Source organism: Psychrosphaera aquimarina, from assembly GCF_032461525.1.
GTDB classification, from domain to species: Bacteria; Pseudomonadota; Gammaproteobacteria; order Enterobacterales; family Alteromonadaceae; genus Psychrosphaera; species Psychrosphaera aquimarina.
This window is the reverse complement of record NZ_JAWCUA010000010.1, coordinates 380,082-406,344: the sequence shown is the minus strand read 5'-3', so window position 1 is coordinate 406,344 and position 26,263 is coordinate 380,082. Positions and strand designations below refer to the sequence as shown.

The following is a 26,263-nucleotide window of genomic DNA, read 5'->3' as shown; positions in this document are numbered from 1 at the left end:
ATCTTTATGCATTATTCAACTTACATCACTCTCGGCCTTTATTTTTTAGTCATGTTAGCGATTGGATTATACTCTTATCGCAAGTCCACATCTGATCTGTCAGGTTATATGTTAGGTGGTCGTTCATTACCACCATCGGTTGCAGCATTGTCTGCAGGCGCATCTGATATGAGTGGTTGGATACTAATGGGTTTACCTGGAGCTATGTTTGTTTCTGGTTTAAGTAGTAGCTGGATTGGATTAGGCTTATTTATCGGTGCTTTTATTAACTATATTGTCGTGGCGCCAAGATTACGGGTTTACACTGAGAAAGCCAAAGATGCCCTTACCGTTCCAGATTATTTTGCTAAACGTTTTAATGACTCGAGTTTAACTCTTCGTCTAGTTGCCTCTACCGTTATCGTTATTTTCTTCACTTTATATACATCTTCTGGCTTAGTGGCTGGTGGTAAATTATTTGAAACTTCATTTGGCTTAGATTATTCAATGGGACTTGTTGTTACCGCGAGTGTCGTTGTAGCTTATACCTTATTTGGTGGGTTTTTAGCGGTAAGTCTTACAGACTTTGTACAAGGCTGCATTATGTTTGTCGCCGTGATCTTGGTGCCTATTATTGCTTTTACTCAGTTTGATAGTTTAGCTGAAATGACCTCTATTATATCTGCTATTAATCCAACCTATTTTGACTGGTTCGAAGGATTAAGTTTTATTGCCATAATGTCGAGCATGGCGTGGGGGTTGGATATTTTGGTCAACCTCATATTATTGTGCGTTTTATGGCGCTTCGTTCAGTGAAAGATATGCCAACGATGCGTAATATTGGTATGGGCTGGATGTTTGTTGCATTAGTTGGAGCTTTAGCCGTTGGTTTCACTGGTGTTGCTTACGTTAATAAATTTAACTTAGGGGCAATCGATCCTGAAACTATCTTCTTAGTATTCTCTAATTTGTTGTTCCATCCATTAATTACAGGCTTCTTATTAGCGGCAATTTTAGCAGCCATAATGAGTACCATAAGTTCACAATTATTAGTGTCTTCTAGTTCGTTAACTGACGATTTTTACAAAACCTTTTTAAACCGCGATGCTTCAGATAAAGAATTAGTGTTGGTTGGTCGTATTTCAGTATTCATGGTTGCTGTAGTTGCTGGTTTATTAGCTTTAGACAGAAACAGCTCAGTACTTAGTTTAGTAAGTAATGCATGGGCAGGATTTGGTGCGGCATTTGGTCCACTGGTCATCTTTAGTTTGTACTGGAAAAAAATGACTAAACAAGCAGCCCTTGCAGGTATGGTTGTTGGTGCAGCTACGGTCTTAATATGGATATACGCACCACTAACAATTGACGGTAAATCATTAAGCAGCTGGATTTATGAAATAGTGCCTGGCTTTATTTGTTCATCAATTGCTATCTATGTTGTGACAATAATGAACCCACAAGAAGAACAGGAAGTTTTAGAATTGTTTGACCAAGTTGAACAAGAGTTCAAATAGTTTTGCCTTCAAACTAGACTCATGTAAATAATAAGCCGATGACAGTTAAGATGTCATCGGCTTTTATTTATCTATCTATCGCTAATATAATCTATTAATCCTACTCTGTGTTACAACGGATCTCCAACAACAACACGGCTGACACTAAGTTAATATTGAGTTGCTCTTGTATTCAATGGTTAACGAATTAACTCTAAAATTTGTTTAAATTCAGGTACACGACAATCTTTTACCAACTCATATAAACACATCTCTAAACCTGTGATTCCAACCCCACTGTTTAGTAATCGAGTAATAGCAAGCTGTTTATTAGATAAGGTACGAGAAGAAATACAATCACTAACTAGTTCAACGTTAAACTCATGTTCAATTAACCCGCTTGCCGTTTGATACACACAAATATGTGCCTCAATACCACAAATAAGCCAAGTATCTACATTTTTGGTTTTAGCAAAATCTATAAAATCAGGTGTCTCACAGGCATTAAATGTAAACTTTGTGATGGGATCGATATCTTCTAATAGAGCACTTAGTTTAGTTGTAGTGCGCCCTAACTTTTGAGGGTTTTGTTCCAGTAATATGATTGGTAATTCAAGCGCGTTAGCGCCTTTAATTAACTTTTCACAGTTTGAAATTAATACATCACTATCGTGAACTAGACGGACAAGTTTTCCTTGTATGTCAACCACGATCAGTCCGGTATTCTCTCTCACTAACATTATCTACCCCACACACTACGTACAGTATACAAATGAATTAAAAAAACCTGCTAATTAGCAGGTTTTTAAAATGAACGATTTATTAAACAAACTACACTTCTACTTCAAACAGTGCCGCCATGTTTAGACCGTCGTGCGTTGCCATATCTTTTAAACGACGTAACGCCTCTACTTGAATTTGACGAACACGTTCACGGGTTAAACCTATTTCAGCACCTACATTTTCTAAGGTAGATGGCTCATATCCCAACAAACCAAATCTGCGAGCCAATACTTCTCTTTGTTTAGGATTTAGCTGTTCTAACCAATGCACGATATTGTTATTAATGTCATTATCTGTGATCTTTGTTTCTGGCCCTTTACCAACATCATCTGCAATGATATCTAACAACACTTTGTCAGAATCACCACCGATAGGCGTGTCTACTGAGCTAATTTTTTCGTTAAGTCGTAACATTTTTGTCACGTCTTCAACGGGTTTATCTAACTTAGCGGCAATGTCTTCAGCTGTAGGTTCATGGTCTAAGATTTGGGCTAATTCTCTAGCCGTTCTTAAATATACATTTAATTCTTTTACCACATGGATAGGTAAACGTATGGTTCGGGTTTGATTCATAATGGCACGTTCGATGGTTTGACGTATCCACCATGTTGCGTAAGTTGAAAATCTAAAACCACGTTCTGGGTCAAATTTTTCTACTGCTCTGATTAGACCTAAGTTACCTTCTTCAATTAAATCTAATAATGCTAGACCACGATTGTTGTAACGACGAGCAATTTTAACCACTAGGCGTAAGTTACTTTCAATCATACGTTTACGTGAGGCTTCACAGCCTTTTAATGATTTACGAGAAAAGAACACTTCTTCTTCTGCTGAAAGTAATGGAGAAAATCCAATTTCGCTTAAATAAATTTGAGTAGCATCTAGGTTTTTGGGTTGTTCCGCACTGGCGATTGTTTCAGCTTTGGCTGCTGATGCGGCTTTTTTGACTGTCTTTTTTTCGGCTTTTATGATTTCTTTTTCAACAGCTTCGTTGATTTCGTTATCAATATCTTCAGCATCAAGTGTGATTTCTACAACTATGTCTTGACTCATTGGCGACTCCATTTTGGAGCTATTAAGTAAAACTTAATAGTTCACTTAGCTTAACGATAAGTCCTTATCTCCTAGGTAAGTATTTAAGAGGATTAACTGAACGACCTCGGTGGCGGATTTCAAAATGTAACTTTATTGAATCCGTACCAGAGTCACCCATCTCTGCAATAACTTGCCCAGCTTTAACCCAGTCTTGTTCTTTAACATTAATAGACCGGTTATGAGCATAAGCACTCAAATAATCGTTATTGTGTTTAACAATAACTAAATTTCCGTAACCTCTAAGCGCACCACCCGAGTAAACCACTTTGCCATCTGCTGCAGCAATAATTGGATCACCCGCTTTACCACCAAAATCGATACCCTTGTTACCATTTTCTTTGGTTGAGTATTTCTCGATTATGTTTCCTTTACTTGGGTAACGCCATTGACGCACCTTCGTTGGGAAAGGATCTTTTTCTTTAATTATTAATACTTTTTGATCCTGTTGAGTTTTACCGTACTCCCCTGAATTTTCATTTGCAATAGTTTTTTTATTATTTATTGCAATTCCAATTCCAGATGTAACTACCTGTTTTTTCGTATCATTATCTGAGCCTTTATCTTTACTGCTCTGCAGAGAGATAACCTGCCCAGGAAATATTTGAAATGGTTCATTAATATTATTTAGTCTTGCTAAATGTCGAAAATCGATCCCTGCTTGCCATGCTATCGCATATAAAGTTTCGCCCGGTTGAACCACATACTGTGAACTCTTCAAGCTACCTTTTGCTGAATGGTCATAAATAGACATGGCATTGCCAATCTTAACAATTGGCGCAGGAGTGTGCCGAGAAGTACACCCAGACAACAGATAAGTTAACGAAACTAGACAGGCTAAATAATATTTCATAATCTAATTAAATTGTTTATACACGATAAACGTAACAATTAACGCAATGACAATCCAGCCAATAATATCAACATACTGGCGAATTTTATGCTCCATTTTCTCACCACCCCAATATAAGATCCCAGCGACAAGGAAAAATCGCATTGAACGCCCGACAGCTGACGCTATTAAGAATGGAAAAAAGGCCATAGATAACATGCCGGCACTGACAGTGAATATTTTATAAGGAATCGGCGTGAATCCGGCTAAAAACACGATCCACACACCATATTCATTAAAATAACTGGTAATTGTTGCAAACTTGGACTGATATCCCATCATCTCTATAAATGGTAATACTACAGGTTCGTATAAGTACGCCCCCAATAAATAACCAACAATACCACCTAGTACCGAACTAATACTGGTTAAACTGGCTAACCACCACGCTTTATGCGGTCGAGCTAGCACCATAGGCGCTAACATAACATCTGGTGGGATAGGAAAAAATATAGACTCGCAAAACGTCAATAAAGCTAGATAAGTGCTGGCGTATTTATGTTTGGCCCAGGTAATACACTTATCATACAAAACGGTAAAAATTTTCACTACAAGGTATCTCCTGATACTAAAGGCACAAACTTCACGGCTTCCCAGTGTTTTTCTTCAAAACTATCACCTTTGCGTACAACAGTAACTAAGGTTTGAGTTGTGTCACCTACAGGTAATACCAAAATTCCACCATCAGCGAGTTGTAACTTTAGCTGTTCTGGTATCGAACTTGGTGCAGCTGTTACGATAATGGCATCAAAAGGTGCTTTAGAATGCCAACCTTGCCAGCCATCTCCATGTTTCATTTGCACATTATATATATCTAACTGTTGGAGTTTTCTTTTGGCGTTAAACTGTAATTGTCTTATTCGTTCAACTGAATTCACTTTGTCAAATACTCGACCCAGTATTGCCGCTTGATAACCAGAACCTGTACCAATTTCCAATACATTAGAAGTAACCCCATGCTCAACTAACATCTGGGTCATCTTTCCTACTATATAAGGCTGAGAAATAGTTTGCCCTTGTCCAATTGGCAATGCCGTATTCTCATAGGCCTTGTGAGCCAATATTTGATCAACAAATAGATGCCGAGGTACACTGGAGATGGCTTTTAAAACCAATTCATTTGTAATACCTAACGACTTAAGTTGCTGCGCCAGTTTTTCACCGCTATTAGTAAATAGATTCATATTAATTATTTAATTTCTTAACCCAACCTGTCACACTTTCAATACTATCAAATGCCGTCATATCTATCTTTAATGGCGTAATTGACACTTTATTGTTATTAATTGCATGGAAATCAGTCCCCTCGGTAGCGTCGAGTTCTTGCCCAAGCTTACCATACCAATAAATGTCACGCCCCCATGGGTCTTGTTGTTTTTGCATTAAATCGGCTTTATGACGACTACCCAATCGAGTAACTGCAAAACCTTCTAGCTGTTCAAACGGGATATCAGGTACATTTACGTTTAATATCTGATCAGACGGGATTGGGTGTGTCATTAAGTTTTCCACTACCTGTTTAGCAACTTTTGCTGCACATGATAAATGAGTGTCATCGTGGCTAGTCACCGATACCGCAACAGCCGGTAATCCTAAATGACGCCCTTCTGCTGCTGCTGCAACAGTGCCACTATAAAAAGTGTCATCGCCTAAGTTAGCGCCATGGTTAACACCAGCTACAACAATATCAGGGGTAACATCCATTAATTGGCTTATTGCCAGATGTACACAGTCGGTTGGCGTACCATTAACACTATAAAAGCCATTCGGATGTTGTTGTGATCTTAAGGGGTTCGTTAAAGTGAGTGAACTGCTAGCCCCACTTAAGTTCCGGTCGGGTGCAACTACGGTAACCTTGCCCAACTTACATAACTCTTTGTATAAGGCTTCTAATCCTGGTGCAAAAACACCATCATCATTACTTAATAATATGTTCATGAATATTCCTGAATAAAATCAACACACTCACGCAACACAGAAGTAGCAAAACAGCCAGTAGCTAAATCAAAACTGATCAACAAATCATTCCCTTTAACTTGCCAAGTTAAGTTCTCAGGATTCAATAAGATACTACGTCGCTCTTGTTTTAACCCTTGCTCGATTAACATTTGTTGCCAATTAGCATGTTCATTAGCGATCTTAGTCTCAAGTTCTAATATCTGACCTTTAGTTTCAAATTCACCTTTACCAAATAAAGGCGCAGAGATATGAATGTCATTTTCTAATAAACGTTGCTTAATTTCGTCATCTACATCTTGGCTAAAAAATGAATTAGATCCATTTAAAATAAACACGTCACCATTAATAGGCGTAGTAAATATATTTTGTTTTAACCTTTCGTTAACCACTTGGTTAAAAATATAAGAACGGCTAGCTGACAGCGCAAAGCCTTTGATCTTTTTGTTTTTTATATCTTCGCCATTGGACATTCTGTCTGCCCAATTAAGATTATTACCTTTAAATCCAAAACGCTGTAGACCAAAATAGTTTGGTACACCTTGTTTTATAATTTTCTCTAACTGGCCAATAGTATCTATAACATCGGTAATATCACGTAAAAGAATATCAAAGTGATTTGATTTTAACGCTCCAACCTTTAATTTTTTAATATGACGAGAATGTTCAATTAACTTAATGTTTTCAGTGCCTAATGTAGACAAATCCACGTCTTGTTTCACATTCATCTGAACGGAAAACCATTGACGAGAGATCGACTGTTTGTCTTTTAACCCAGCATAACCAATGTCACGTAATCGACGACCAAAAAATTTAGCTAAGTACTCACATACTTGTTGCGTATTTAACTGGGTTTTTTCGATTAGCAAAAATACATTTTCGCCTTCACCGGTTAAATCAAACCCTAAGTTTTCAGTCACTACAAAGTCTTCAGGGTAAGTCTTAAACTTAGCACTGGCTTTTGGTTTACCATGCAAATATGCCCAATGCTCAAAGGACCAATCTTTAAAAAACTCAGCAGGTGTATTCGGTTCTTCTGCCGTCGTTTGGGCTTTATTTGTCGTTGTCTCTGTCATTATATAGTTTCCATTAAGACAACTGCTTGAACAGAGATCCCTTCTTTGCGACCTTCAAAACCTAACTTTTCGGTGGTCGTTGCTTTTACCGACACTTGGCTTAAATCTGCATTTAAATCTTGCGCTAATACGCTTCTCATTTGTTCAATATGCGGCGCCATTTTAGGTGCTTGAGCAACAATAGTTAAATCACAGTTGCCTAACTTAAACCCTTGTTCTTGTGCCAAATTCACTACATGACGCAACAATATTCTACTGTCTATATTTTCATATTGATCAGACGTGTCTGGGAAATGTTTACCAATATCACCTAGTGCAAGTGCCCCTAGGATAGCGTCACATAAAGCATGTATAGCAACATCGCCATCTGAATGTGCAACAAACCCTTGGAAATAAGGTACTTTTACTCCAGCTAATGTTATTGGGCCGTCACCACCAAATGTATGTACGTCATAGCCAAAGCCAATTTTTATACTCATTGTTTTTTACTCTTTATATAATACTCGGCCAATGCTAAATCTTCAGGCTGAGTAATTTTAATATTTTTTGCACTTCCGTTAACTAATGCAACAGGAAAACCGGCCATCTCAAGTGCTGATGCTTCGTCTGTTACCCTTGGATTGATATCGCCTTGTGTGGATATTTGGCTATTGAGTGCTTGAAATAACTGACTAACGTTGCTGCATTGTGGCGTAAATGCATGCCATAGTCCGTTTCGTTCTTCGGTATGCTCAATTAAATTGGAATTAGAACCCGCTCGTTTCATTGTATCTCTTACTGGAGAACCTAATATGCCAGCCTGTTTATTAGTGAAACAATGCTGTGCCAGATTTACAATATCATCTTGCTCTACACATGGTCTCGCAGCATCATGCACCATGACCCACTGAGTTCCTTTTTCGTATAAATACTTAATACCATTAAAAACCGAATTTGCGCGTTCCTTTCCTCCAATGACCTTATGTATCTTGGGATGGTTTGCTATCTTTAAGGTATTAAACATTTCATCGTGCTGGGCAATGACAACCACGACTTCATCCACAAAAGGTAAATCGGTAAAACAACCAATAGTGTGTTCAAGCACTGACTTATCCAAAAGGGGTAAATACTGTTTTGGTATTTCAGCTTGCATGCGCTTACCAATACCAGACGCGGGGATCACCACAGAAAACATATGGTCTATCACCATTTAATTTTGCTCTTTATTGTTTGGTACTAAGCGGAAAAACGTCTCATTTTCTCTGATCATGCCAAGCTCATTTCTTGCTCTTTCTTCGATACCTTCAAGACCAACCGATAAGTCTTTAACGTCGGCTTCTAATAAGATATTTCGCTTTAAAAATTCATCATTGCCAGATTTAAGTTTGGTTACTTCTGTGCGATTGGCAGTATAAAATTGCAGGCCATTATGCCCAAACCAAAAACGGTATTGGATAAGAATAAAAATGATTATTAAAACTAAATTAACAATTCGCACAATGCCATCACTTAAAACTGATTTGATTTTGTATTATGCAAAGGATATAGCCAGATTGAAAGGTATAGATGGTGATTAAAGGTTATTTTTTTAAGGTTAATAATTTGGAAAATTGTCGCCAGTTAATTCGACTCGCTAGTAACATTTCACGTAAAGATAATAACCTTGGTGATGTCCTACGTTGGTTTAACCATTGATGACCACAGCAGGCAGCTGCCATGATTGCTTTACTTGGTTTTAATAACGACTTGGTATAGATAGTTGATTTGGATTGTTCATGTCCGCTTAGGGTAAACCAGCCGTGTTCATTACAATGAATTTGATCATTGTCTAAATCTATTTCATCAATCGTATCTAATACTATTTGTTCTATTCCATAGTGACTTACAGATATAGGAACCACTAATGCCATCTTGGCATGTTCTAGATAAAATATACGTGTTTTATCTGGTTGGGCTTTTATTGAATGGGGTTTCACTGACTGCGCGCTGATCCAAGAACCATTCTGGCTGTCTAAATCTAACGGGGTATATAATTCGCTGATATGTTCAGCCGCTTTTTTAATGTAAAAAGCCATTGAACCTAATCGTTTTTTTAATGCTTCTGCGCTGATATCGGCATCTTGCGATAAACGCATTAATTCTCTTTCATATAAGGCATTCGATAACTCAGCAAATATTTGCTGACCCGTTCTATTTTGCCATAAAAAAGTTTGTTCGCGTGAATCTGTCATCGATTTAACTATAGCGCCTAATTTTTAAATGCCCCAATAAAAAAGGAGTGCGAAATGCACTCCTTTCATTGGGCAAGGTTTACGCTTGACCTTTGATCTCTGAACGACCACGGTATGCAACATTGCTAAGTTGCTCTTCAATGCGTAACAATTGGTTGTATTTAGCGACACGGTCTGAACGACATAATGAACCAGTCTTAATCTGACCTGCAGCAGTACCAACAGCTAAATCTGCAATAGTAGAGTCTTCTGTTTCACCACTACGGTGAGAAATAACAACAGAATAACCCGCTTCTTTCGCCATACGAATAGCTTCTAACGTTTCAGTTAATGTTCCAATTTGGTTAAACTTGATAAGGATTGAGTTACCAACACCTTTCTCAATGCCTTCACGCAAAATCTTAGTATTAGTAACAAATAAATCATCACCCACTAATTGAACTTTACCGCCAATCTTATCCGTTAACAATTTCCAACCATCCCAATCAGACTCATCTAAGCCATCTTCGATAGAAAGGATTGGGTATTTATCACTTAAATCTGCTAGGTAATCACAGAAACCAGCAGAGTCGAACGTTTTACCTTCGCCTTTCATGTTATAGATACCATCAGAATAAAACTCTGAAGATGCACAATCTAATGCAAGGGTAACGTCTTCGTTTAATTTGTAGCCAGCACGTTCAACTGCTAATTCTATAACTGTTAGTGCTTCTTCGTTAGATGCTAAGTTCGGAGCAAAACCACCTTCATCGCCAACCGCAGTATTTAAGCCTTTTTCAGACAATACTTTCTTAAGCGTATGGAAGATCTCAGCACCCATACGTAACGCTTCACGGAATGAAGGCGCAGATACAGGTTGGATCATAAACTCTTGGATATCTACGTTGTTATCAGCGTGTTCACCACCATTGATGATATTCATCATAGGAACAGGCATTGAAAACTCACCAGATGTGCCGTTTAAGTCAGCGATGTGCTCAAACAATGCAATACCATTTTCTAATGCCGCAGCTTTAGCATTTGCTAATGAAACTGCCAATATTGCGTTTGCGCCTAAAACAGACTTATTTTCTGTTCCATCTAAATCTAACATAGCTTGGTCAACAGCAACTTGTAGTTGTGCATCTTTACCAATAACAGCAGGTGCGATTTTTTCGTTTATGTTATTAACGGCTGTTAATACACCTTTACCTAAATAACGTGATTTATCACCATCACGTAATTCAAGCGCTTCACGAGAACCTGTTGATGCACCAGATGGAGCAACTGCTCGACCAAACGCACCAGATTCTAGATATACATCAGCTTCAACCGTAGGATTACCACGTGAGTCCATGATCTCACGGCCAATAACTTTAACTATTTGAGACATTCCCATTCCTTATCAAAAAAGAACGCAGCTTAGGCTGCGTTTTATTATTTATTATTTATTTTTTACAAATTCACCTGCGGCACCGACAAACCCTTCAAATAAAGGATGTCCGTCCCGAGGCGTTGACGTAAATTCTGGATGGAACTGACCAGCCACATAAAACGGGTGTTCTGGTAGCTCTATCATTTCTACAAGTTTTTTATCTTCCGATAAGCCACCAAACACTAGACCAGCTTTTTCTAACTGTTCAATGTAATTGTTATTTACTTCATAACGATGACGATGACGTTCTACTATCCACTCATTACCATATACTTCACGGGCTTTTGAGTTAGGCTTAAGATAACATTTTTGTGCGCCTAAACGCATCGTACCACCTAGGTCTGACTTAGCATTACGCATTTCAACTTGCCCTTCAGCGTCTAACCACTCCGTGATTAAACCAACCACTGGATGCGGGCTATCTGGATTAAATTCTGTTGAATGCGCATCCGTTAAGCCTGCTACGTTACGAGCAAACTCAATTAACGCTAATTGCATACCTAAACATATACCCAAATAAGGCACTTTGTTTTCACGAGCATATTGCGCGGCTAACATTTTGCCTTCAGTACCACGTTCTCCAAATCCACCAGGAACTAAGATCGCGTCTAAATCTTTTAATATACCAACGCCTTTAACTTCAACATCTTGAGCGTCGACATATTGAATATTAATACTTAAACGTTTTTTCAAACCTGCATGTTTCAACGCTTCGTTAACTGACTTATAAGCATCTGGTAATTCAACATATTTACCAACCATACCAATATTAACTTCACCAGTTGGGTTTGATTCAGCGTAAAGTACTTGTTCCCACTCAACTAAATCAGCTTCTGGCGCTTCGATATGAAAGCGACGACACACTAAATCATCCAAACCTTGTGATTTTAACAAGGCAGGAATTTGGTATATAGAACTGACGTCTTTAAGACTGATTACCGCTTTTTCTTCAACATTTGTGAACAAAGAAATCTTCGCTCTTTCATTTGCTGGAATCGCACGATCTGAACGACAAACTAAAATGTCTGGCTGAATACCAATAGAGCGTAATTCTTTAACTGAATGCTGCGTTGGTTTAGTCTTAATTTCACCAGCCGCACCTAAATATGGCACTAAAGTTAAATGCATATACATAGCATTATCACGTCCAACTTCAGTACCAAGTTGACGTAATGCTTCTAAAAACGGTTGAGATTCTATATCTCCAACAGTGCCACCTACTTCAACAATGGCAATATCTCTGCCTTCACCACCAGCAACAACACGTGCTTTAATATCATTAGTGATATGAGGTATAACCTGAATAGTCGCACCTAAATAGTCACCACGACGTTCACGAGCTAAGACGTCTTGATATACTCGACCTTGGGTGAAGTTATTTTTCTTAGTCATTTTATTACGAATAAAACGTTCGTAATGACCTAAATCTAAATCTGTTTCTGCACCATCTTCAGTAACAAATACTTCACCGTGTTGAATTGGGCTCATTGTGCCTGGATCAACATTAATATACGGATCAAGTTTTAAAATAGTTACGTTTAAACCGCGGGCTTCTAGAATTGCAGCCAAAGAAGCTGCAGCTATACCTTTACCTAATGAAGAAACAACGCCACCAGTAACGAATATATATCGAGTAGTCATACAAACCTTAAAAATTAGACTGCTAAACTTGGTACCATCACAAATAACAACTAAAAAAACATCACACGAATGGAAATTCTGCGATTAATTTTTAATGCTTTTGGATGTGTGGTCAGGATGGGGTGGAAGTATAACAAACGCACACAAATTCAACAATCCAGAATATCAATTTATTCTTGATATTTTAGCTTTAAATTATAGCAAAAAAGCAGGCTACATTTGCGGCAACCTGCTCTTTGATTAAGATTGTCTAACCAACTAAAGCTAACAATATACCTGCGGCAACGGCTGAACCTAATACACCAGCTACATTTGGGCCCATTGCATGCATTAACAAGAAGTTATGCGGGTTTGCTTCCAAACCAACTTTGTTAACGACTCGGGCTGCCATAGGCACAGCAGACACACCCGCTGCCCCTAATAATGGGTTAATTGGATCTTTACTAAATTTACCCATTAGCTTAGCCATTAATACACCCGCAGCAGTACCAATACTAAATGCAATTGCTCCCAATCCTAAGATACCCAAAGTATCTACGGTTAAGAACTTGTCTGCACTTAATTTAGAACCTACCGCTAAGCCTAAAAAGATAGTAACAATATTTATCAACTCGTTTTGAGCGGTATTGCTTAATCTGTCAACCGCACCACACTCTTTCATTAAGTTGCCTAAACAGAACATGCCAACAAGTGGCGTTGCAGCTGGTAGAAACAAAGCAGTTAGGAATAAGACTGCAAGAGGGAATATAATTTTTTCTTTCTTGCTTACCGTCCGTAACTCAACCATTTTAATTTTACGTTCAGATTCAGTTGTTAGAGCTTTCATAATTGGGGTTGGATAATTGGAACCAACGCCATGTATGAGTATGCAGCAACCGCAATAGCGCCTAATAAATCAGGTGCTAATTTAGAGGCTAAGAAAATCGCGGTGGGACCGTCAGCGCCTCCTATGATGGCAATAGCCGAGGCATCTTGTAAGCTAAATTCAAAACCTGGAATAAGGTTTAATAAAATGGCGCCAAATAAGGTAGCAAAAATACCAAATTGAGCTGCAGCACCTAATAACAACATTCTAGGATTGGCAATTAATGCCCCAAAGTCCGTCATGGCACCAACGCCCATAAATATCAATAATGGGAAAACCCCAGTTTCAATACCCACATGGTAAATATAATAGAGTAACCCACCTTCATCATTAAAGCCCGCTAACGGTATGTTGGCTAATATAGCGCCAAAACCAATTGGTAATAATAATAATGGTTCAAACCCTTTTGCTATCGCTAAAAAGAGTAATAATAAACCAACCACCATCATGATGAGCTGGCCCATTTCAAAATTTGCAAGGGCTGTAGAAGCCCAAAGCATTTTGTAAACCTTCCATTGAACTCTACCCTAATGTAAGTAAGACATCGCCTGTTGAAACAGCGTCGCCTTCTTTGATGTTGATTGAGGCTATTGTGCCTGAAGAGGCTGCTCGAATCTCAGTTTCCATTTTCATTGCTTCCATGATGATAACTACTTCACCATCTTCCACAACGCTGCCTGGAGACACTAAGATTTTAAATATATTACCCGCTAAAGGTGCGTTAAGAGTTTCACTTGCGGTGACCGTTGTATGTTGAGTGTGAGCTTCATCTTTTTGAGCGCCCTGTACAACACTGGTTAACTCACCTGAAGGGGCAACTACAACTTCATATACTTTACCATCAACAGAAACACTATAAGCTTCCGGCGCATCTGGATTGGTTGAAGCTTGTTTAGGAGTTTCTATTTCACCGGTTGGAACTGGTTCAAACGCAGAAGGATTATTACGATTTTCTAAGAACTTAAGACCGATTTGTGGGAATAACGCATAGGTTAATACATCATCAATTTTTTCATCGGCAAGAGTTAGCCCTTTTTCCGCGGCAATACCGTCAAGCTCGTCAGTTAATTTAACTAATTCATCTTCAATATTATCCGCTGGACGACAAGTAATTGCTTCACCACCATCTAACACTCTGGCTTGTAATTCAGCACTAACTGGAGCAGCAGTTGCTCCGTATTCACCTTTTAAAACACCAGCGGTTTCTTTAGTGATTGACTTATAACGCTCACCTGTTAATACGTTTAATACCGCTTGAGTACCAACAATCTGTGACGTTGGTGTTACTAAAGGAATTTGCCCTAAATCTTTACGAACTTTAGGGATCTCTTTTAATACTTCATCCATTTTATCTTCAGCGCCCTGCTCGCGAAGTTGGTTTTCCATGTTAGTTAACATGCCTCCAGGAACTTGGGCTAATAAAATTCGAGAGTCGACACCTTTTAAGCTGCCTTCAAATTTAGCGTATTTCTTTCTAACTTCTCTGAAATAAGCTGCTATTTCAGCTAATAGCACTAAATCTAAGCCAGTATCTCTATCTGTTCCTTCAACTATCGCAACCATCGTCTCTGTTGGACTGTGGCCGTAAGTCATACTCATTGACGATACTGCAGAATCTAGCATATCGATTCCAGCATCTATCGCTTTTTGGTAAGTTGCCGTTGAAAGTCCGGTAGTTGCGTGACACTGCATTGCAATTGGTAAATCAACTGTTGCTTTTAAGTTGGTGATTAATTCTTCACATTCATAAGGTCTTAACAAACCCGCCATATCTTTGATACAAATAGAGTGGCAACCCATATCTTCTAATCGTTTTGCCATGTCTAACCACATTTGTAAGTTATGAACCGGGCTAACCGTATATGAAATAGTACCTTGGGCATGAGCGCCAACATCGATGGCTGATTTGACGGCAGTTTCTAAGTTTCTGATGTCATTCATCGCATCAAAAATTCTAAATACATCTACACCATTAGTATGTGCACGTTCAACAAATTTACGAACAACATCGTCGGCGTAATGGCGATAACCTAGTAAGTTTTGGCCACGTAGTAACATTTGTTGTTTTGTATTTGGCATAGCTTGTTTTAAAGCACGAATACGTTCCCAAGGATCTTCACCTAGGTATCGGATACAAGAATCAAATGTTGCGCCGCCCCAAGATTCCATTGACCAAAAACCAACTTGATCTAATTTACCCGCGATTGGAAGCATATCTTCCAGACGCATTCGAGTTGCAAGTAATGACTGATGTGCATCACGCAGCACCAACTCAGTAAGTAACAATGGCTTTTTCATGTTCCGTCCTCTATTTATTTCGCGCTTTATGTTGTTTTACGGCGGCAGTGATAGCTGCAATCACCTGTGGCGACGTTTTATTAGAATTTATTGGGTTAATTGGTGTGCGAGTGAGTTTCACTGGATCTGGATAGGCTTCGGCAAATTTGGTTAACAGTTTTATAGCAACAATTAATACCGACAAAAAAAGGAATACAACTAACATTCCTACCGCCATAAGTATGCCAGCCTCAGCTAGCAGCTCTGATACGTTCATAAATTTTAACTACCCGTTTATTATTGTTTATCTTTGATTTGCAAATCGTTTGAAAATGATTTTATTTTTATTTGATCATCAGATCTGAAAATCAAATTTAGAGTATTAGCTCTTAAGTAACACAAAAACGTTTCTAATTGAAAGAAAAATTTTAATGATATGGCTTAATTGTCAGCTAAACACTTAACTTACAGGGTATATTAATATTGAATAAATAATAATTTAATTTGAATAAATAATAATTTAATTTGAATAATTATTTGGATAAATGTCAAAAACTTCTAATTTTAAAGTAACAAAACTAAGATGTTTAGCATTAATTAAAGCCAAGATGAGTATAGCTATAAATTTAAAAATAAAAGGGGATGTTTTTTAGATTTGTGGATTTTTACTATTGAGGTAAGAAGAAGATATGGCGCGCTCGGGAGGATTCGAACCTCCGACCGCCTGGTTCGTAGCCAGGTACTCTATCCAGCTGAGCTACGAGCGCGCAATAAGTCTTCTTTTGTAATGATGGCGCGCTCGGGAGGATTCGAACCTCCGACCGCCTGGTTCGTAGCCAGGTACTCTATCCAGCTGAGCTACGAGCGCGCATTATCACAAAATACATTGAATGGCGGAGAAGGGGGGATTCGAACCCCCGATAGGGCTACAAACCCTATACTCCCTTAGCAGGGGAGCGCCTTCAGCCACTCGGCCACCTCTCCATCAATGTGGCGTGTATAGTAATGATCTAAGAATATATGTCAAATAAAAACTTTAATTAAATTACTGATTGATTCGAAAATAACCAATATTTAAATTAACGTTCAATTTTTGTCACTTTTTTGCCTAGATGATTTACTATTTTAGACCTTAAAAGAAAAAAACCGGCTTAAAGCCGGTTTATCGCTATTCTGCGTCAGAGGGTTGACCGCCCTTCTCAGCTTGAATTCGCATGTATATCTCTTCGCGATGAACTGCTACTTCTTTAGGAGCATTAACACCAATTCTTACTTGGTTGCCCTTTACACCTAAAACCGTAACTGTAACTTCATCACCTACCATTAACGTTTCACCAACACGACGAGTTAGTATAAGCATTATTAGCTCCTTTTATGCCACTTGCTTATATATAGCTTTATAAAAAGCTCCATTTTCGACTAGGTCGAAGATTCTCATTCTACCTAGACTCAAAGCATCTTACAATTTTTGCAGTTATTTTAATCTAAAAAATAACCCTGCTTTGATTAACTGCTCACACAGCGTTACTTAGATAATAGCAATAGAATTAAAAACTTGCGCACCAATTTTATAATTAATTCAGCTTTAATTGCTGTGAATGACAAAGCTCTATCACAAGGTGCTGCCGTTAAAAGTGATATTGCATTAATAAATTCATATTTCTTTCATCTACACCGTCTATACCAAATTTATTATTCCAAAACACATACTCTACACCTATAAAAACTTTAGTATCTGAGCCTAAATACTCGGCAATGTCATATTTTAATTGAGAGGTAAAATTAAGTTGGGCTTGTGTATCACCAAACACCGTATTATCAACACCGGTGGCGAAGTCTATAAAACCACCATAAGTCAAAGGACCGATAGGTAATCCCCAAACGACTGTAGTTTGAAAGCTCATATCGCCATCAGCATTGTCACGTATATACGCATTTAATTGAAAAAAGTTAAAATTAGGCACCGCTAAATCAGTCCCGACACCCAACAAATAGTTTGTCCCCGGTCCCATTTCAATAGCAGGGGCAATATACACACTTTTAATAAACCCATCTAAATCTTTAATTTTATAACGTGGGGCAAACTCACCGTAGGTCTCGACAGAACCATCACTTGATTCCAAACGGTCAAAAAACATAAATGTATCCCCCCAAGTTGTGCCCGCCGTATATTCAAAAGTTATGACTTCCCTCGATGAGTCTCCCACTTCATAACTATCTCCTAATAGGTAACTAATACTGTAATTAGACCAAACTGTTTTAGCATTCACTGACGCTGTGATTATTAAAAATAAGGATGTAACTATTAATCGCTTTAACATGTTTATCTCTCTGTATGTAATTTGGGGCATAAGCGCCGAGATTCTATACAAATGTAGTTTAATTTCAATTTGTTGGTGTAAAAAACAGCAATATTTATTACACTTTCATTTCATTTAAAAATAGAGATATAACAATATGTTAGAAAGATTATTTAAACTTTCAGCTCATGGAACAACGGTTAAAACTGAAATGATGGCGGGGTTAACTACGTTTTTAACCATGGCCTACATTATCTTTGTTAACCCATCTATATTAGCGGACGCTGGTATGGACAAAGGTGCCGTTTTTGTTGCAACCTGCTTAGCTGCAGCCATTGGTTGTTTTATCATGGGCTTTATCGCTAACTACCCAATAGCGTTAGCACCCGGTATGGGCTTAAACGCATTTTTTACTTATGGCGTTGTTTTAGGCATGGGGCATTCATGGCAAACTGCATTAGGTGCCGTCTTTTTATCTGGGGTTATCTTTCTACTTCTGAGCTTATTTAAAGTAAGAGAATGGATCATCAATGCAATTCCAAAGACACTAAAACTAGGTATTGCTACTGGTATAGGTTCATTTTTAGCGCTTATCGCACTTAAGAATGCAGGGATTATAGTTGCTCACCCTGCAACATTTGTAGCTTTAGGTGATATCACTTCTTTTGTGCCGCTGATGAGTATAATTGGATTTTTTCTAATAGCTGCATTCACGGCTCGTAAAATCCCAGGCGCTGTTATGATTGCTATTTTAGCGATGACCGTAGTTGGCGTGATTTTCGGCGATGTTACTTATGCAGGTATCGTTTCGGCTCCTCCCTCTCTTGCGCCAACCTTTATGCAAATGGACATCGCATCAGCCGCTGAAATTGGAATGTTAAGCGTTGTATTTGCTTTTTTGTTTGTCGATTTGTTTGATACATCAGGTACTTTGATTGCGGTAACACAACGTGCAGGGCTGACTGATGATAAAGGCAACATTGAGCGTTTGGGAAAAGCATTATCAAGTGATTCAATCGCAACCTTATCTGGTGCAGCCTTAGGCACCTCTACCACAACAAGTTATATTGAAAGCGCTGCAGGTGTTGCAGAAGGTGGACGAACAGGACTCACAGCCGTGGTTGTGGGTGTTTTGTTTGTATTAAGTATTTTCTTTGCCCCATTAGCAGGCATGATCCCTGTTTATGCCACAACTGGTGCTATTTTTTATGTAGCGATATTAATGTTATTTAACTTAAAAGACATTGATTGGGGAGATATTACTGAAGCCGCGCCTGTTACCGTTATCTTATTATTCACACCACTTACCTTTTCAATTGCACATGGTATTACATTAGCTTTTATTACATACACCTTTACCAAAGCCCTTTGTGGTAAAGCAAATGAAGTAAGTAAAAGTGTTTGGTTTTTAACTGCTTTGTTTGTCGCCAAAATTGCTTTTGTGGGATAACTCACCTTTGTAGGACAGCTCCCTAATGTGAAATTAGATTGTAACGTTTAAATAGTAGATATAAAAATGCCGACTTACGTCGGCATTTTTTAATTCAGGGAAGAATTAATGTCAAAAGTACATGGATGTAATCCCTTTGATTCAATTCAGGGAAGAATTAATATCAAAGGTACATGGATGTAATTCCTTTGATTCAATTCAGGGAAGAATTAATATCAAAGGTACAAGGATGTAATTCCTTTAATTCAATTCTAATATGAATTTATTTTTTCTTCTTTGCTTTTGGGTTTGGTAAATCAGTAATTGAACCTTCGTACATTTCTGCCGCAAGACCAATTGATTCATTTAATGTTGGATGAGCATGAACCGTTAATGCGATATCTTCCGCATCAGCGCCCATTTCAATTGCCAAGCCAATTTCACCAAGCATTTCACCAGCGTTAATACCAACAATAGCACCACCTAAAATACGGTGCGTGTCTTTATCAAATATTAATTTAGTGAAACCTTCAGTTCGTGCAGAAGCAATAGCTCGACCAGAAGCAGCCCAAGGGAACTTAGCTGATTCAACATTTAAACCTTTTTCTTTCGCTTCTTTTTCTGTAATACCAACCCAAGCCATTTCTGGATCAGTATAAGCGATTGAAGGAATAGCTTGTGGTTCAAAGAAATGTTTCTGACCAGAGATAACTTCAGCAGCAACATGTGCTTCATGAACCGCTTTATGCGCTAACATAGGCTGACCAACAACATCACCAATTGCAAAGATATGATTTACGTTAGTACGCAATTGGTTATCAACATTAATGAAACCACGTTCATCAACATTAACACCCGCTTTAGTTGCATCCATTAAGTTACCGTTTGGTTTACGACCAACTGCAACTAAAATCTTGTCATAACGTACTGGCTCAGCAGGCGCTTTTTTACCTTCAAACGTTACATATAGACCATCTTTTTTCGCTTCAACAGCAACCACTTTAGTTGATAACATAATGTTGAAACGATCTTTATTGTATTTAGAATAAACTTGAACAACGTCTTTATCAGCAGCTGGTACTAGTTGGTCTAAGAATTCAACAACAGATACTTTAGAACCTAATGCGGCATAAACAGTACCCATTTCAAGACCGATGATACCACCACCTAATACTAACATTTCACCAGGTACGTCTTTAAGCTCTAGTGCACCAGTTGAATCGATTACACGATCGTCTTCAGGAATAAATGGCAAATTAACAGGCTCAGAACCGGCTGCGATAATTGCATTATCAAAAGTGATTGTTGTATCGCCTTTTTCACCAGTAACAACCATAGTGTTGCTACCCGTAAATTTACCGAATCCGTTAACCACTTTAACTTTACGCATTTTAGACATGCCGTCTAAACCGTTTGTTAATTGTGCTACAACACTGTCTTTCCAAGAACGGATCTTATCTAGATCAATTTCAGGAGCGCCAAACGTTACGCCGTGTGAAGCCATATCTTTTGCATCATCAATAACTTTCGCTACGTGTAACAATGCTTTAGACGGAATACAACCAACATTCAAACAAACACCACCTAGTGTGGCGCGTTTTTCAACTAATACTACGTCTAATCCTAAATCCGCTGCACGGTACGCTGCAGAGTATCCACCTGGACCAGCACCAAGAACCACAACCTGGGTTTTAATATCGTTGCTCATTATTAACCTCTATTCACTTGTATGGTGACGGAATGAAGGTCATCCATTCCATTTCTATAAGGTGAACAAACGAATATTCGTCTGTTCGAAATTTTGTTGAGTTTATCACTCAAAAAATAGAAAGTCCTGCCACTGCAAGACTTTCTTATGATTTTATAACAGTTTTATAAAACCAGTTTGCGTATGTCTGACAATACACTTGCCAAATGAACAGTAAAGCGAGCCGCTAATGCGCCATCGATTACTCTGTGATCATAGGACAACGATAAAGGCAACATCAGTTTAGGTTCAAAATCAGAACCATTCCACTTAGGTTTCATCTCTGATTTAGATACACCTAAGATACCAACTTCAGGCGCATTCACTATTGGTGTAAATGCGGTCCCGCCGATACCACCAAGACTAGAGATAGTAAAACAACCACCTTGCATGTCTTTGGCTGTTAACTTGCCATCACGAGCTTTAGTGGATATTTCCATAAGCTCACGAGATATTTCGTTCACGCCTTTTTTATCAACGTCACGAACAACTGGCACCACTAGACCATTTGGAGTATCAACAGCAATACCAATATGTACGTATTTTTTCTTGATCAGGCTCTCACCGTCTAAGCTCAACGATGAACAAAATTGCGGGTATGCTAACAAAGCAGACGCGGCCGCTTTCATAATGAAAACTAATGGCGTGATCTTAAGATCTGACTTTTGTTTCGCTAACATTGCGTTTTGTTCTTTACGGAACGCTTCTAAAGAAGTGATATCCGCTTCATCAAATTGCGTAACATGTGGGATCGTTACCCAGTTACGATGAAGGTTAGGACCAGAAATTTTCTGAATACGTGTTAATGGCACTTCTTCAATTTCACCAAACTTAGAGAAATCGACCTTAGGTTGCGCAAGAACTTGTAAACCACCTTCACCAGCCGCAACACTTGAATTTGCTGTTGCTTTAGGACGTGACAACTCATATTTAACAAATGATTTAACATCATCAGCAAGAATACGAGCTTTACGACCAGACCCCGTTACTTTAGTCAAATCAACGCCAAACTCACTGGCTAAACGTCGCACGGATGGTGTTGCATGAATCAGTTTACCTGATGCAGAAGCTCCACTTTGAGAAGGATGTACTTGTTGTACAGGTGGTGCTTTTTTCGCTGGAGCAGCTGGAGCTGGAGCACTAGTTGCTGCCGCAACTGGTGCAGGACTTGCCGCTGTAGTGGTAACCGTTTCAATGGTAGCTATGATAGAACCCGTAGCAACTTTGCCACCATTTACTACTTTTAATTCTTTGATAACACCAGCAAAAGGCGCTGGTACATCCATTGTTGCTTTGTCAGTTTCTAATGTAATTAACCCCTGTTCAGCTTCAACGGTATCACCAACAGCAACCAATACATCGATAACATCAACTTCACCGTCAGTGCCTATGTCTGGTACTTCAACGTCTTTTACTTCTGATACTGACGTGGCAGCAACAGGCGCTGGAGTAGCAGCTGCAACTGGTGCAGTTTCAGCAATTGGAGCTGGAGCAACTGATGATGCTTCAACTGATGCCGAAGCGCCTGTTTCAAGTAACAATACCAGTGAACCTTGCCCAACTTGCCCTCCAACAGCGACTTTAATTTCTTTAACTACGCCATCTTCAGGACAAGGAACGTCCATCGTCGCTTTATCTGTTTCTAATGTGATTAAACCATCTTCTTTAGAAACTGAATCACCAACGGCAACTAACACATCAATAATTTCAACTTGATCATCAGTGCCTATATCAGGAACCGTTACTTCAATTACCGCTTTTGATGCTGCAGGTGCGGCGCTTGATGCCGGTTCAGCAACTACAGGCGCAGCTTGAGTTTCTTGTGGTGCTGCAGTTTCAGCTGGAGCAGAACCCACAGCTTCAACTTTAATTAATAAGCCGCCTTCAGACACTTTGTCACCAACAGATATTGATATCTCTTTAACAACACCTGAAAATGGTGCTGGGATATCCATCGATGCTTTATCACTTTCTACCGTGATAATTGAATCTTCTTCAGCGATTGTGTCGCCAACGGCAACACAAACTTCAATTACTTCTACTTCGTCGCCACCAACGTCTGGGACTAGGATGTCTTTTAATTCAGCCATCTTGTTATTCTCCTAAACCGCTGATTATGCGTAAAGTGGGTTAATTTTATCAGCATCGATACCTAGATCAGCAATGGCTTTAGTTACCACTGATGCTTTAATATCGCCGCTACGAGCTAGTTCACTAAGAGCGCCTAAAACTACGTAATTATGGTCAACTTCAAAGTGACGACGTAAGTTAGGACGACTATCTGAACGACCAAACCCATCAGTACCTAATACTTTATAAGATGCTGGAACGTATGCTCTGATTTGATCTGTATAAGATTTAATGTAATCAGTCGCAGCGATAACAGGACCCGTTCCATCTTCTAATACTTTAGTTACGTGTGCTTTTTGCACTGGCGCTTCAGGATTCAACATGTTGAAACGGTCACAGTCCTGACCTTCACGAGCCAATTCATTAAATGATGTCACACTGTATACGTCTGAACTAATACCAAATTGCTCAGCTAAAATTTCAGCCGCTTTACGAACTTGTAATAAAATAGTTCCTGAACCTAATAAACGTACATTAGCTTTCGCTTTGCCTTTTGGCGTAACGGTATCTAATTTGTAAATACCTTTAATGATGCCTTCTTCAACGCCCTCTGGCATTGCAGGTTGAACGTAGTTTTCGTTCATTACCGTTAAGTAATAGAAAACGTTTTCTTGTTCACCATACATACGACGCATACCGTCCTGCACGATAACCGCAAGTTCATAACCATAAGTTGGATCATAAGTAATACAATTAGGAACCGTACCAAAATGAGAATGTGTATGACCATCTTGGTGCTGTAAACCTTCACCGTTAAGTGTCGTACGACCTGCAGTACCACCCACTAAGAAACCGCGAGCTTGAGAATCACCAGCAGCCCACACCATGTCACCTACGCGTTGAAAACCAAACATCGAGTAATAGATGTAGAAAGGTATCATCGGCTCATTATTATTTGAGTACGATGTAGCAGCCGCTAACCAATCAGACATAGCGCCTAATTCATTAATACCTTCTTGCAGTACTTGGCCTTTTTTATCTTCACGATAATAAGCAACTTGGTCAGCATCTTGAGGTGTATATTTTTGGCCTTCGTGAGCATAAATACCAACTTGACGGAATAAACCTTCAAGACCAAAGGTACGTGCTTCATCAGGAATGATTGGGACAACACGTTTACCAATTTGTTTGTCTTTAATAACAACCGATAAAATACGACCAAATGCCATCGTGGTTGAAATCTCACGACCATTTGAGCCTTTAGTGATAGCTTCAAACGCTTTTAAATCTGGTGTATCAACTTCCACATCTGAATTACGGCGACGTGCTGGTAAGTAACCACCTAGCGCTTCACGACGACCGTGTAAGTATTTATATTCTTCACTACCTTCAGGGAAAGTAACATAAGGTACGCTTGGTAAATCTTCATCAGATATTTGTAAATGATGACGATCGCGATATGCTTTTAATGCATCCAAGTCCATCTTTTTAACACCATGAGCGATGTTTTTACCTTCACCCGCATCACCCATACCATAACCTTTAACGGTTTTAGCTAAGATAACTTGTGGACGACCTTTGGTATTTACCGCTCGATCATAAGCGGCATAAACTTTAACTGGATCATGACCGCCACGGTTTAAACGCCAGATATCGGCGTCAGACATATTGGCAACCATAGCGGCTGTTTCAGGTGTTTTACCAAAGAAGTTATCACGAGTGAACTTGCCACCTTTTGCTTTGTAATTTTGGTATTCACCATCTACAGAGCTTTCCATGATCTCTAATAACTTACCGTCTTTATCGCGAGAAAGTAGTGGATCCCAATAAGAACCCCAAATAACTTTAATTACTTCCCAGCCCGCGCCACGGAAAGTCCCTTCTAATTCTTGAATGATTTTGCCATTACCACGAACCGGACCATCTAGGCGTTGTAAGTTACAGTTGATGATAAAGGTTAAATTATCTAAACCTTCACGACTTGCCAAACCAATGGCACCTAATGCTTCTGGTTCATCACACTCACCGTCACCTAAGAAACAGTAAACACGTTGTGCTGAACAGTCTTTAATGCCACGGTCAGTTAAGTACTTTAAGAAACGTGCTTGATAGATTGCAGCAATTGGTCCCAAGCCCATTGAAACAGTAGGGAACTGCCAAAAGTCAGGCATTAATTTAGGATGAGGGTAAGAAGAAAGACCTTCACCATCTACTTCTTGGCGGAAGTTATCTAACTGGTCTTCCGTTAAACGACCTTCAACAAATGCACGAGAATAAATCCCCGGAGAAACGTGACCTTGAATATACAAGAAGTCGCCGCCTTTGTTGTCTTTGTCTGCTTTAAAGAAGTGGTTAAAACCAACGTCGTATAACATAGCTGATGAAGCGAACGATGAAATGTGTCCACCAAGTTCTAAATCTTTTTTAGAGCCACGTACAACCATTGCCAATGCATTCCAGCGAATTGCTGAACGTATTTTAGCTTCCATTGTACGGTCGCCCGGCATTTGTGGCTCTTGGCCTGCAGGGATAGTGTTTAAGTATGCCGTGGTTGCGGAATACGGTAAGTGCGCACCATTACGGCGAGCCTTATCAATAAGTGCTTCTAGAATACTATGAGCACGCTCAACACCATCTGTTTCAAGTACAGCTTCCAAGGACTCAAGCCATTCTTGAGTTTCTTGTGGATCGATGTCCTGATTTAGATTTAGGTTCTCTGACATGTTTCAGGTTCCTACAGTTTGTTATTAAAAGAGTTATACCAATTGAAGTAATGAATTAACCAGTTCAGAGCTATGCCAGAGGTGCTAGAATAAGCGAAATTTATGTCGATATAGTCATTCTACATCAAACAAATTTTGCGCAATAATCGCGCCTCTGCCAAGCTCCCGAAGGGCGAGTTTAAAGGGCTTATATACTTCGTTATTGATTTTGAAAAGGGAGTAACCATTCTCTTCAATCAATAACTTGTCTCTAACCCCTTTAATTCTCGCTGAATGGTCAATTAATTATTTCAATTGGTATTATTGTTCGCTGAAA

21 protein-coding genes, 3 tRNA genes and 2 pseudogenes are annotated in these 26,263 nt (G+C 39.0%); 2 read left to right on the top strand and 24 right to left on the bottom strand.

What is annotated here, in order from left to right:
- The first annotated feature begins 6 nt into the window (after window positions 1-6).
- Window positions 7-1,493 (top strand): annotated as a pseudogene (putP, locus tag RT723_RS13780) (sodium/proline symporter PutP).
- Window positions 1,494-1,672: 179 nt separating this feature from the next.
- Here the strand turns inward: putP and RT723_RS13775 are convergent.
- The 21 genes and pseudogenes from RT723_RS13775 to RT723_RS13675 form a co-directional block, all read right to left on the bottom strand.
- Window positions 1,673-2,212, bottom strand: coding sequence for an isochorismatase family protein (locus RT723_RS13775; protein WP_315947645.1), 540 nt, complete (start codon window positions 2,210-2,212; stop codon window positions 1,673-1,675).
- Between the two features lie 91 nt (window positions 2,213-2,303).
- Window positions 2,304-3,308 (bottom strand): RNA polymerase sigma factor RpoS, encoded by a 1,005-nt coding sequence (rpoS, locus tag RT723_RS13770; RefSeq protein WP_315947643.1) that lies wholly within the window; start codon window positions 3,306-3,308, stop codon window positions 2,304-2,306.
- Between the two features lie 64 nt (window positions 3,309-3,372).
- Window positions 3,373-4,101, bottom strand: coding sequence for a peptidoglycan DD-metalloendopeptidase family protein (locus RT723_RS13765; RefSeq protein WP_315947641.1), 729 nt, complete (start codon window positions 4,099-4,101; stop codon window positions 3,373-3,375).
- Between the two features lie 102 nt (window positions 4,102-4,203).
- Window positions 4,204-4,788 (bottom strand): YqaA family protein, encoded by a 585-nt coding sequence (locus RT723_RS13760; protein WP_216056129.1) that lies wholly within the window; start codon window positions 4,786-4,788, stop codon window positions 4,204-4,206.
- Window positions 4,788-5,423, bottom strand: coding sequence for a protein-L-isoaspartate(D-aspartate) O-methyltransferase (locus RT723_RS13755; protein ID WP_315947639.1), 636 nt, complete (start codon window positions 5,421-5,423; stop codon window positions 4,788-4,790). Before RT723_RS13755 ends, RT723_RS13760 begins: the two co-directional genes overlap by 1 nt.
- 1 nt (window position 5,424) lies before the next feature.
- Window positions 5,425-6,177 (bottom strand): 5'/3'-nucleotidase SurE, encoded by a 753-nt coding sequence (surE, locus tag RT723_RS13750; protein WP_315947637.1) that lies wholly within the window; start codon window positions 6,175-6,177, stop codon window positions 5,425-5,427.
- Window positions 6,174-7,271, bottom strand: a complete 1,098-nt coding sequence (gene truD / locus RT723_RS13745) for a tRNA pseudouridine(13) synthase TruD (RefSeq protein WP_315947635.1) — start codon at window positions 7,269-7,271, stop codon at window positions 6,174-6,176. The genes surE and truD overlap by 4 nt, the downstream gene beginning before the upstream one ends.
- Window positions 7,271-7,750 carry a 2-C-methyl-D-erythritol 2,4-cyclodiphosphate synthase gene (ispF, locus tag RT723_RS13740; protein WP_315947633.1) on the bottom strand — a complete coding sequence of 160 codons (480 nt, stop codon included), beginning with the start codon at window positions 7,748-7,750 and terminating at the stop codon, window positions 7,271-7,273. Before ispF ends, truD begins: the two co-directional genes overlap by 1 nt.
- Window positions 7,747-8,460: a 2-C-methyl-D-erythritol 4-phosphate cytidylyltransferase gene (gene ispD, locus RT723_RS13735; RefSeq protein WP_315947631.1), complete on the bottom strand. Its 714-nt coding sequence runs from the start codon at window positions 8,458-8,460 to the stop codon at window positions 7,747-7,749. Before ispD ends, ispF begins: the two co-directional genes overlap by 4 nt.
- Window positions 8,461-8,748, bottom strand: a complete 288-nt coding sequence (gene ftsB / locus RT723_RS13730) for a cell division protein FtsB (protein ID WP_315947630.1) — start codon at window positions 8,746-8,748, stop codon at window positions 8,461-8,463.
- 82 nt (window positions 8,749-8,830) lie between these two features.
- Complete coding sequence (locus tag RT723_RS13725) at window positions 8,831-9,481, bottom strand: hypothetical protein (protein WP_216056136.1); 651 nt, start codon at window positions 9,479-9,481, stop codon at window positions 8,831-8,833.
- Between the two features lie 79 nt (window positions 9,482-9,560).
- Window positions 9,561-10,853, bottom strand: a complete 1,293-nt coding sequence (eno, locus tag RT723_RS13720; protein WP_216056137.1) for a phosphopyruvate hydratase — start codon at window positions 10,851-10,853, stop codon at window positions 9,561-9,563.
- A 51-nt stretch (window positions 10,854-10,904) separates the two neighbouring features.
- Window positions 10,905-12,536 (bottom strand): CTP synthase, encoded by a 1,632-nt coding sequence (gene pyrG / locus RT723_RS13715; protein ID WP_216056138.1) that lies wholly within the window; start codon window positions 12,534-12,536, stop codon window positions 10,905-10,907.
- Between the two features lie 250 nt (window positions 12,537-12,786).
- Window positions 12,787-13,917, bottom strand: a pseudogene (locus RT723_RS13710) (sodium ion-translocating decarboxylase subunit beta).
- A gap of 6 nt (window positions 13,918-13,923) precedes the next feature.
- Window positions 13,924-15,699 carry a sodium-extruding oxaloacetate decarboxylase subunit alpha gene (gene oadA, locus RT723_RS13705; protein ID WP_315947626.1) on the bottom strand — a complete coding sequence of 592 codons (1,776 nt, stop codon included), beginning with the start codon at window positions 15,697-15,699 and terminating at the stop codon, window positions 13,924-13,926.
- 10 nt (window positions 15,700-15,709) lie between these two features.
- Window positions 15,710-15,955 carry an OadG family protein gene (locus RT723_RS13700; protein WP_216056141.1) on the bottom strand — a complete coding sequence of 82 codons (246 nt, stop codon included), beginning with the start codon at window positions 15,953-15,955 and terminating at the stop codon, window positions 15,710-15,712.
- A gap of 413 nt (window positions 15,956-16,368) precedes the next feature.
- Window positions 16,369-16,445: transfer RNA gene (locus RT723_RS13695), tRNA-Arg, on the bottom strand.
- Between the two features lie 24 nt (window positions 16,446-16,469).
- Window positions 16,470-16,546: transfer RNA gene (locus RT723_RS13690), tRNA-Arg, on the bottom strand.
- Window positions 16,547-16,569: 23 nt separating this feature from the next.
- A tRNA-Ser gene (locus RT723_RS13685) sits at window positions 16,570-16,662 on the bottom strand.
- Between the two features lie 184 nt (window positions 16,663-16,846).
- A complete protein-coding gene (gene csrA, locus RT723_RS13680) occupies window positions 16,847-17,038 on the bottom strand; it encodes a carbon storage regulator CsrA (protein WP_216056142.1) in 192 nt (63 codons plus the stop codon).
- A gap of 268 nt (window positions 17,039-17,306) precedes the next feature.
- A complete protein-coding gene (locus RT723_RS13675) occupies window positions 17,307-17,999 on the bottom strand; it encodes a nucleoside-binding protein (protein WP_315947623.1) in 693 nt (230 codons plus the stop codon).
- A 136-nt stretch (window positions 18,000-18,135) separates the two neighbouring features.
- Between RT723_RS13675 and RT723_RS13670 the strand changes: the two genes are divergently transcribed.
- Window positions 18,136-19,428, top strand: a complete 1,293-nt coding sequence (locus tag RT723_RS13670) for an NCS2 family permease (RefSeq protein WP_216056144.1) — start codon at window positions 18,136-18,138, stop codon at window positions 19,426-19,428.
- Between the two features lie 262 nt (window positions 19,429-19,690).
- On the opposite strand, the gene lpdA is transcribed toward RT723_RS13670, so the two are convergent.
- From lpdA to aceE, 3 genes are all read right to left on the bottom strand, one after another.
- A complete protein-coding gene (gene lpdA, locus RT723_RS13665) occupies window positions 19,691-21,115 on the bottom strand; it encodes a dihydrolipoyl dehydrogenase (protein ID WP_216056145.1) in 1,425 nt (474 codons plus the stop codon).
- A gap of 164 nt (window positions 21,116-21,279) precedes the next feature.
- The gene (gene aceF, locus RT723_RS13660) at window positions 21,280-23,244 is read right to left on the bottom strand and encodes a pyruvate dehydrogenase complex dihydrolipoyllysine-residue acetyltransferase (RefSeq protein ID WP_315947620.1); all 1,965 of its coding nucleotides are present in this window, start codon (window positions 23,242-23,244) and stop codon (window positions 21,280-21,282) included.
- Between the two features lie 24 nt (window positions 23,245-23,268).
- Window positions 23,269-25,947 (bottom strand): pyruvate dehydrogenase (acetyl-transferring), homodimeric type, encoded by a 2,679-nt coding sequence (aceE, locus tag RT723_RS13655; RefSeq protein WP_216056147.1) that lies wholly within the window; start codon window positions 25,945-25,947, stop codon window positions 23,269-23,271.
- Between the last annotated feature and the right edge of the window lie 316 nt (window positions 25,948-26,263).